Origin of the sequence: Oerskovia sp. NPDC056781 (assembly GCF_042789955.1) — a bacterium.
GTDB lineage: Bacteria > Actinomycetota > Actinomycetes > Actinomycetales > Cellulomonadaceae > Oerskovia > Oerskovia rustica.
The window spans coordinates 1-7346 of record NZ_JBHUAD010000203.1; the positions used below are offsets into that span (position 1 = coordinate 1).

At 72.6% G+C, this 7346-nt stretch carries 7 protein-coding genes; 2 read left to right on the top strand and 5 right to left on the bottom strand.

The genetic code is table 11. From position 1 onward, the window contains the following. Positions 1–71 precede the first annotated feature (71 nt). A complete protein-coding gene (groL, locus tag ACFRCR_RS14990; RefSeq protein ID WP_138822894.1) occupies positions 72–1706 on the bottom strand; it encodes a chaperonin GroEL in 1635 nt (544 codons plus the stop codon). Between the two features lie 236 nt (positions 1707–1942). Between groL and ACFRCR_RS14995 the strand changes: the two genes are divergently transcribed. Further along, on the top strand, positions 1943–3397 hold the full coding sequence (locus tag ACFRCR_RS14995) for a glycoside hydrolase family 15 (protein WP_377678617.1): 1455 nt from the start codon (positions 1943–1945) through the stop codon (positions 3395–3397). Between the two features lie 99 nt (positions 3398–3496). Here the strand turns inward: ACFRCR_RS14995 and ACFRCR_RS15000 are convergent, their stop codons facing one another. The 4 genes from ACFRCR_RS15000 to ACFRCR_RS15015 all read right to left on the bottom strand — a co-directional run bounded on the left by ACFRCR_RS15000 (position 3497) and on the right by ACFRCR_RS15015 (position 6334). Then, positions 3497–4987, bottom strand: a complete 1491-nt coding sequence (locus ACFRCR_RS15000; RefSeq protein WP_377678619.1) for a phytoene desaturase family protein — start codon at positions 4985–4987, stop codon at positions 3497–3499. Positions 4988–4992: 5 nt separating this feature from the next. Beyond that, complete coding sequence (locus ACFRCR_RS15005; RefSeq protein ID WP_191796250.1) at positions 4993–5196, bottom strand: cold-shock protein; 204 nt, start codon at positions 5194–5196, stop codon at positions 4993–4995. A 123-nt stretch (positions 5197–5319) separates the two neighbouring features. Then, positions 5320–5982, bottom strand: a complete 663-nt coding sequence (locus ACFRCR_RS15010; protein ID WP_377678621.1) for a LytR C-terminal domain-containing protein — start codon at positions 5980–5982, stop codon at positions 5320–5322. Positions 5983–6013: 31 nt separating this feature from the next. After that, the gene (locus ACFRCR_RS15015; RefSeq protein WP_377678623.1) at positions 6014–6334 is read right to left on the bottom strand and encodes a DUF3263 domain-containing protein; all 321 of its coding nucleotides are present in this window, start codon (positions 6332–6334) and stop codon (positions 6014–6016) included. Between the two features lie 117 nt (positions 6335–6451). Here ACFRCR_RS15015 and ACFRCR_RS15020 point away from each other — a divergent pair, with 117 nt between their 5' ends. After that, on the top strand, positions 6452–7258 hold the full coding sequence (locus tag ACFRCR_RS15020; protein ID WP_377678625.1) for a uracil-DNA glycosylase: 807 nt from the start codon (positions 6452–6454) through the stop codon (positions 7256–7258). Positions 7259–7346 lie beyond the last annotated feature (88 nt).

Sequence of the window (7346 nt, forward strand, 5' to 3'; positions counted from 1 at the left end):
CTCCCTGGCCGGACGGCCCTTCGTGTCGAGCTGCGCGGGCTCCTACGAGCCCGACCGCACGAGCGGACGGATCAGAAGTCCATGCCGCCCATGCCGCCGTCGCCACCGGGCATCGGCTGGTTCTTCTCCGGCTTGTCCGCGACGACCGCTTCGGTCGTGAGGAAGAGCGCTGCGATGGACGCAGCGTTCTGCAGCGCGGAGCGCGTGACCTTGACCGGGTCGTTGACGCCTGCGGCGAGCAGGTCCTCGTAGACGCCGGTCGCGGCGTTCAGGCCGTGGCCCGAGGGGAGGTTGCGGACCTTCTCGGCCACGACGCCACCCTCGAGACCGGCGTTGATCGCGATCTGCTTGAGCGGGGCGTCGATCGCGGCGCGCACGATCTGCGCACCCGTCGCCTCGTCGCCGACCAGGTCGGTGATGGCAGCGGTCTCGAACGCGACGGCGCCGGCCTGGATGAGGGCCACGCCACCACCGGCGACGATGCCCTCCTCGACGGCAGCCTTCGCGTTGCGGACGGCGTCCTCGATGCGGTGCTTGCGCTCCTTGAGCTCCACCTCGGTCGCGGCGCCGGCCTTGATGACAGCGACACCACCGGCGAGCTTGGCGAGGCGCTCCTGGAGCTTCTCGCGGTCGTAGTCGGAGTCCGACTTCTCGATCTCGGAACGGATCTGGTTCACGCGACCCGCGATGAGGTCGGCGTCGCCGGCACCCTCGACGATCGTGGTCTCGTCCTTGGTGACGACGACCTTGCGAGCCTGGCCGAGCAGGTCGAGGGTCGCGGTCTCCAGCTTGAGGCCGACCGTCTCGGAGATGACCTGGCCACCGGTGAGGATCGCGATGTCCTGCAGCATGGCCTTGCGGCGGTCGCCGAAGCCCGGAGCCTTGACGGCGACGGACTTGAACGTGCCACGGATCTTGTTCAGCACGAGGGTGGCCAGGGCCTCGCCCTCGACGTCCTCGGCGATGATGAGGAGGCTGCGGCCGGCCTTCATGACCTGGTCGAGCAGCGGCAGGAGGTCCTTGACGTTCGAGATCTTCGACTCGACGATCAGGACGTACGGGTCCTCGAGGACCGCTTCCTGACGCTCGGGGTCGGTCTCGAAGTAGCGGGCGAGGAAGCCCTTGTCGAAGCGCATGCCCTCGGTGAGCTCGAGCTCGAGGCCGAACGTGTTCGACTCCTCGACGGTGATGACGCCTTCCTTGCCCACCTTGTCGAGGGCCTCGGCGATGAGCTCGCCGATCGCGGGGTCACCGGCCGAGATCGCGGCCGTGGCGGCGATCTCTTCCTTGGTCTCGATCTCCTTGGCGGCGACGAGCAGCTGAGCCGTGACGGCCTCGACAGCCTTCTCGATGCCGCGCTTGAGGGCGATCGGGTTCGAGCCGGCCGCGACGTTGCGCAGGCCCTCGCGCACGAGCGCCTGGGCGAGCACGGTCGCGGTGGTGGTGCCGTCACCCGCGACGTCGTCGGTCTTCTTGGCGACCTCCTTGACGAGCTCCGCACCGATCTTCTCGTACGGGTCGTCGAGCTCGATCTCCTTGGCGATGCTCACACCATCGTTGGTGATGGTGGGCGCGCCCCACTTCTTGTCGAGGACGACGTTGCGGCCCTTGGGGCCGAGCGTGACCTTCACGGTGTCGGCGAGGACGTTGAGCCCGCGCTCCATCCCGCGACGAGCCTCCTCGTTGAAGGCGATGATCTTTGCCATGGGGATTGATCCTCCGCTGGTGGCGTGTGACGGTCGGTCGGCGCCCGCGACGGACGGCTCGCGCACGTCGGCGTTCATGTCACGCCGACTCGCGGGCCTCACCTGACGACCAGAGAAACCTGTCACTCTCATACCGAGAGTGCTAACGCCATTATTGGCACTCGGCAGGGGCGAGTGCAAGGCCAGCTGCTCCCTATCGCCCGCAGCGGAACAGCGAGCGTCCGGCTCGTCCTAGGATGCGCAGTGTGAGGTTCGCGACGACGCGGTGGCGACTGGCGGTGCTCGGAGCAGCGATCGCCCCTGTCGTGGTGCTCGTGACGGTGGGTGCCACCCCCGTCCCCCTGCCGACCGACGCGCACGTCGACCTCTACCAGGACGGCGTCGCGACGGCCGAGGACGACTCCCTGCTCCGCCTCCCGGACGGCATGGCGGCCACCTACCTCGATGGCAGCCGCGTCCTCGACCCCGCCGCGCTCGACCCGGCACAGGTCGCCGGCAGCCTCGATCCGGCCGACGGCGAGGTCGACCGCCTCACGGTGATCGCCGGTTCCCCCCTCACGGCGGACCGGCTCCTCGACGTGGAGGCCGCCGAGCGCGCAGCGGGCGCCTCCAGGGCCTGGCTCGCCGAGGGGGACCTCCCCGGCGAGGGCACCCGGTTCGCCGCTCTCGGGGAGGACGCGCTGCTCGACCTGCACGCCCTGACGCTCGTGAACGGCGCCTCGCTCGCCGCCCCCTCCCCGAGGTGGCGCTTCGTCTGGCCCCGGGACGCGTCCTTCACGGCGGCGGCCTACGCACGGACCGGTCACGTGGACGACGCTCTGCGAGTGCTGGACTTCCTCCGGTCGGTCCAGGAGACCGACGGATCGTTCCAGGCCCGCTACCTGCCGGACGCCTCGGGCGTGCCCGACGACCGGGGCGGCCAGTCCGACGGCAACGGGTGGGCCCTGTGGTCCGCCTGGACCGTGCTCGACGAGATCGAGGCCCCCCAGGACCGTGCGGCAGCGCGCGAGCGGCTCGCCCCGCTCGTCGACGCGTCGACGAGCTACGTCCTGGGCATCCTCGACGAGGACACCGCGCTGCCCCCGCCGTCGAGCGACTACTGGGAGGTCCACCCGACCGAGCTCACGCTCGGCACCGCGGCCCCCCTGCTCGCGGGCCTCGAGGCGGCCCGATCGATCTACGCCGACGGTGAGCAGTGGGCGTCCGCGGCCGACGCCGCCCGCGCCGCCGCGCGGCTGCGCACGGCCATCGAGGAGCGCTTCGGACCGCAGGGCTACCCGCGGCACGCGTCCGGCGGCCCCCAGGACGCGGCGACGACGTTCGCCCTGCCTCCCTTCCAACCCACAGCCCTCGAGGGGGCCGACGAGGCGTGGCGGTCGTCGGTCATGTCGATGCTCCGGCCCGCGGGCGGGGTGGCGCCCGGGGCGGGCTGGCGCACCGACGGCATCTCGTGGACGCCCCAGACCGCCCTCTTCGCGCTGGCCGGTGCTTCGACCGGCGAGGTCGAGGCCGCGGAGAGCTGGCTCGACTGGCTCGACACCCATCGGACCGCCTCGGGCGCGATCCCGGAGAAGGTCCTCGCGGACGGTTCCCCTGCGGCGGTCGCCCCGCTCACGTGGAGCTCGGCGCTCGTGGTGCTGACGCTCGTCGAGCTCGAGGACCAGCGCGCTGAGGACGCTGCGCTTTCCTGAGCCCTGCCCGGCTGCGTCGGGCCCGGAGCTCCCGGGTCCGTCCTCACGAGCGATCCGGCCCGCCCCATGGGCCCGGGCCGCTCCGTCCCGCTCCCGGCGTCAGGGCGCCAGTCGTGGCGGGTGCGGCACGTCGAACTCCCGGTGCAGCACGCGCCGTGCCGCGTACCAGCCCCCGAGCCCGTGGACCCCGGGTCCGGGAGGCGTGGAGGCCGAGCAGAGGTAGACGCCGTCGAGCCCGGTCGCGTACGGGTCGAGGCGCGCCGTCGGGCGGGCGATCACGCGCCACAGGCTGACCGTCCCCGCCGCGATGTCCCCACCCACGTAGTTGGCGTTGTGCTCGCTCATGCGCGCGGCCGGCACGCAACGCGAGGTCACGACGACGTCGCGGAAGCCGGGCGCGAAGCGCTCGATCTGTGCCGTGATCGCCTCGGTGACGTCGAGCGTGGAGCCGGCGGGGACGTGCGCGTACGCCCACAGGGGCCGCAGGTCCCCGACCCTGCGCGACGGGTCGACGACGGTGGGGTCGCTCACGAGAACCATCGGACGCTCGGCGTGCGTGCCGGCAGCGACCGCGGCCTCGGCTGCGGCCATCTCGGCGCGCGTACCACCCACGTGGACGGTCCCCGCTCGTCCGACGTCGGCGTGCTGCCACGGCACCGGCCCGCGCAGGACGAAGTCGACCTTGGCCGCCGCGTTGCCGTAGGGGAACGCGGTGAGCGCACGCGCGGCCCGGCCCGTCAGGCGGGACCCGAAGACCTCGACGACCGTGCGCGGGGTCGTGTCGAAGATGATCGCGCGCGCCGGAGGCAGGTCCGACTCCGAGCGGACCGGGTGGTCGGTCACGACCTGGCCACCGTGCGCCTCGAGATCCGCGACGAGAGCGGTCACGATCGCTCCCGACCCCCCACGGGGGATCGGCCAGCCGCCCTCGGTGTGCGCGAGGGAGGCGAGGAGCATCGCGACCCCGGCCGACGCGAGCGAGGGCATGGGGGCGATCCCGTGCGCGGCGACCCCCGTGAGGAGCGCCGGTGCGACGTCTCCCACGAAGCGCCGGTCCCACATGCTCGTACCCTGCTCGAGGACACCGAGGCCGAAACGGGCCGCGGTCGGGATCCCGCGCGGAAGGAGCCCCGCGGGGACGCTGCGCTTGTCACCGAGCGCCGTCGCGACCGCGTGCCCGGGCTGCCGGGACAGCGAGCCGAGGAGCGAGCGCCACGCGGCGCCGTCGGGCCCCAGACCGTCGACCGTCCGGTCGAGATCCCGGTAGGCGATCCCCGCGCGACCGCCTGGCAGGGGTTGCGCGTACGAGACCTCCGGCACGAGCAGCTCGACCCCGCGCGACGGCAGGTCGAACGCCTGGAAGAACGGCGACGCCCACGCCATGGGGTGCACGGCGGAGCAGATGTCGTGGAGCATGCCCTCGGCCAGCCCGAGGTCCAGCGTGCGAGAACCCCCGCCGACCGTGGGCTGCGCCTCCAGGACGCGCACGGACAGCCCGGCCCTGGCGCACGTCACCGCCGCTGCGAGCCCGTTGGGACCCGACCCGACGACGACGACGTCCACCTCGGTCAGGTGCCGGGCCGGGGTCACGGCGCTCAGAGCGCGCGCACCTGCTCGGCCTGGGGGCCCTTCTGACCCTGCCCCTGCTCGTACTCGACCTGCTGCCCCTCGTCGAGCGACCGGTAGCCGTCGCTTTGGATCGAGCTGTAGTGGACGAAGAGGTCCGGCCCGCCCGAGGCCGGGGTGATGAACCCGAAGCCCTTCTCGGCGTTGAACCACTTGACGGTGCCCTGTGCCATCGACGTCTCCTCGTGCGTACGAACCGGATGCGAGCATCGGAGCATCGGACGCCCCGTGGTGGGGTCGAGCCTAGTGGCAGAGGTCACACGAGGAAAGCAGTGGCCGGAAGCGGGGCCGGGCGATCAGGAAGCGGGTGCGAGGGCCGACTTCACGACGACGACCACGTCCCCCTCGCGCACCTGCGCCTGGGTCACCTGCTCGGCCGGGATGCCGAGGATCGCTGCGACGGCCGTCGCCGTCTCCTTGCGGTTCTCGGTGTACCAGACGGTGGTCGCCGTGAGCCCGGAGTCGCCGGGGTAGTCCTCGGCCTTGGTCTTGGTGAACCCCTTGGCGTCCAGCGCGTCCTTGCCGGTCCGTGCCTCACCGGCGGGCCCGCCGTCGTTCAGGACCCGGACGTACGCGCCCTTGTCCGCGGCTGCGAGCAGGGCCGTGAGGTCCGTGGCGGGGTCCGCGGGCGGTTCCTCCGTGGCCGCAGGCTCCTCAGCGGCAGGGGGCTCTTCCGCGGCGGGAGGCTCCTCCGCGGCCGGAGGCTCCTCAGCAGCCGCACCGTCGGCCGGCTGCTCCGCCGCGGGCTTGTCGGCCTCCGCAGGGGACTTCTGACCGAGACCGCCGGAGATCGCAGCGACCCCTCCGACCGCGAGACCCGCGAAGATCACCGCGACGAGGAGGAAGGGCCACGTCTTGCTCCAGCCGCTGCGCGGAGCGCGATAGACCCCCACGGGTGCGCCCTCGGGCGCGGGGACGTCGAACTCGTCAGGCGCGTAGGGGTAATCGCTCTTGCTCACGGCGACAGGTTAGCCCGACTTGGCCCAGCGACTAAATGTCGCCGAGGCGACGGGCCGACCGCGCCCGCTGCCGGGTGGACCGCATCCGACGCAGGCGCTTGACGAGCATGGGGTCGTGCGCGAGGGCCGCAGGCGAGTCGATCAGGGTGTTGAGCGCCTGGTAGTAGCGCGTCGCGGTCATGTCGAAGAGCTCACGGACCGCCTGCTCCTTGGCCCCGGCGTACTTCCACCACTGACGCTCGAAGGCCAGAATCTCCTGGTCACGGGCCGAGAGCTCCGATCCCTCGACAGGCGCGTCGTCCGTCCCGGTGGGCGCGACGAGGTGCTCGGTCGCGGCGAACGCTTCGCTCATGGGCAAGATCCTCACTCGTCGGGACGCGACCCGCTCCTGAGGGGCGGGCACCTGGACCGCACCAGCCTACGCGCGAACCACAACCATGTCATTCACCCGCTCGCGTACCCTCGCCGCGTGAACACCTTCGCGACGCCACCGACCTCGGGGTCCCTCGAGCAGGACCCGTCCGCCACCCCCGGCCCCACCGCCCCGGCCGCAGCGCCCGGCACGGCCGCCGCGCCCCACGGCACGTCCGAGGGCGCCCACCGTCCGCTCGCCGAGATCATGGCCCCGGACTGGGCCGAGGCGCTGGCCCCCGTCGAGCCCCAGCTCCGGGCCGTGGGCGACTTCCTGCGCGCCGAGGCCGCGGCCGGACGCCCGTACCTGCCCGCGCCGTCGGACATCCTGCGTGCCTTCCAGCGTCCGCTGGCCGACGTGCGCGTCCTGATCGTGGGCCAGGACCCCTACCCGACGCCCGGGCACGCCATGGGACTGTCCTTCTCGGTCCAGCCGCACGTACGCCCCGTCCCCCGCTCCCTCCAGAACATCTACGCCGAGATGGCGACCGACCTCGGCACCCCCACGCCCGTGCACGGCGACCTGTCCGCGTGGAGCGAGCAGGGCGTCATGCTGCTCAACAGGGTCCTGACGGTCGGCGCGGGCGACACCGGCTCGCACCGCCGCAAGGGCTGGGAGGCCATCACCGAGGCCGCGATACGCGCCCTCGTGGCCCGCGACCAGCCGCTCGTCGCGATCCTCTGGGGACGTGACGCCGCGACGCTCAAGCCCCTCCTGGGCGACACCCCGGTCGTCGAGAGCGCGCACCCGAGCCCGCTGTCGGCTCGCCGCGGGTTCTTCGGGTCGCGGCCCTTCTCGCGGGTCAACGAGCTGCTCGTGGCCCAGGGGTCGGCGCCGGTGGACTGGGCGCTGCCGGCGACCTGACGCGCGCTGCCGGGGGCTGCCGGTCCGCTGCGCGCTGCCTCGGCACCACAGCCCCACCGTCGAGTGTGCAGTTCGGGTCGTCCAGCAG

Excerpts from the sequence above, each read along its gene's own strand:
- groL (WP_138822894.1), bottom strand. The coding sequence starts at position 1,706 with ATGGCAAAGATCATCGCCTTCAACGAGGAGGCTCGTCGCGGGATGGAG.
- ACFRCR_RS14995 (WP_377678617.1), top strand. The coding sequence starts at position 1,943 with ATGCGCAGTGTGAGGTTCGCGACGACGCGGTGGCGACTGGCGGTGCTC.
- ACFRCR_RS15005 (WP_191796250.1), bottom strand. The coding sequence starts at position 5,196 with ATGGCACAGGGCACCGTCAAGTGGTTCAACGCCGAGAAGGGCTTCGGG.
- ACFRCR_RS15015 (WP_377678623.1), bottom strand. The coding sequence starts at position 6,334 with ATGAGCGAAGCGTTCGCCGCGACCGAGCACCTCGTCGCGCCCACCGGG.